Origin of the sequence: Micromonospora sp. NPDC047620 (assembly GCF_043205005.1) — a bacterium.
In the GTDB taxonomy this organism is placed as follows: Bacteria; Actinomycetota; Actinomycetes; order Mycobacteriales; family Micromonosporaceae; genus Micromonospora.
Window position 1 is genome coordinate 1 of sequence record NZ_JBIDDG010000203.1, and the last position, 1035, is coordinate 1035.

The 1035-nt window shown below is 67.6% G+C and carries 2 protein-coding genes; both read left to right on the plus strand.

Annotated features, from left to right (window positions below; translation table 11 throughout):
• The first annotated feature begins 102 nt into the window (after window positions 1-102).
• Window positions 103-792 (plus strand): superoxide dismutase[Cu-Zn], encoded by a 690-nt coding sequence (gene sodC / locus ACGF5C_RS35270; protein ID WP_030516585.1) that lies wholly within the window; start codon window positions 103-105, stop codon window positions 790-792.
• Window positions 793-805: 13 nt separating this feature from the next.
• A partial coding sequence (locus ACGF5C_RS35275; protein WP_393308822.1) for a glutamate-cysteine ligase family protein occupies window positions 806-1035 on the plus strand: 230 nt, incomplete at its 3' end.

The window sequence follows — 1035 nt, forward strand, 5'->3', positions numbered from 1 at the left end:
CCACCAGTGCGGTGCATAACGGCTCTGGCAAGATCTTGTCCGGTAAGGAATCTGTTCAACCAGCACTACTCGTAAACTCGGTACTCGTAAAGGAGTTCTCCGATGGCCCCCTCCGCAACCCGTCGCCCCTCCTGGCGGACTGTGACCCCGATGCTGGCGATCGCGGCTTTCGGCCTGGTCGCGTGCAGCAACAGCCAGGAGTCGAGCGACGTCAAGGGGACCACCCCGCCGGTATGGACCGGTAGCGCCGGTCCGGCGGAGAACTCCGGCACCGGCGCCGAGCAGAACCCGCCCTCCGGCGATTCGGTCTCGGTGCAGTTGAAGGACCCCTCCGGCGCGCAGGTCGGCACCGCCACCATCGCCAAGTCCGGCGACAAGCTGCAGATCACCGTCGACGCGCACGGCCTGCAGCCGGGCTTCCACGGCCTGCACATCCACCAGAACGGCAAGTGCGAGCCGAACTCCACCGCCCCGTCCGGCGGCGCGCCGGGCAACTTCCTCTCCGCCGGTGGCCACCTCCAGGTGGGCGAGTCGAACGCCCATCCCTCCAGCGGCGATCTGACCTCGCTCGAGGTCGGCAAGGACGGCACCGCGAAGCTGGTGACCACCACCGACTCCGTGACGCTGGACCAGGTCAAGGGCAAGGCGCTGATGATCCACGCCGGCGCCGACAACTTCGGCAACATCCCGAACCGCTACCTGCAGGCCAACGGTGGCGCGCCCGGACCCGATGCCGAGACTCTGGCAACCGGCGACGCGGGCGGCCGGGTCGCCTGCGGCGTCATCGGGTAAGAGCGGATTCGTCATGGGTGGGGCTGGCTCTCGAACGGTTCCCTGGAACGGCTCGCCCCGCCCGACGCTGGGCGTCGAATGGGAGATCGCGCTCGTCGACAAGCAGACGCGCAATCTCTCCAATACGGCCGCCGCGGTCTTCGATCAGGTCGGTGATCTGCGGGCGCCCAACGGCCCGCCGCATGTCACCAAGGAACTGCTGAAGAATACGGTCGAACTCGTCAGCGGTGTCCACGACACCGT

Bases quoted from the DNA above. Each gene is read 5' to 3' on its own strand.
- sodC (WP_030516585.1), top strand. From the start codon at position 103: ATGGCCCCCTCCGCAACCCGTCGCCCCTCCTGGCGGACTGTGACCCCG.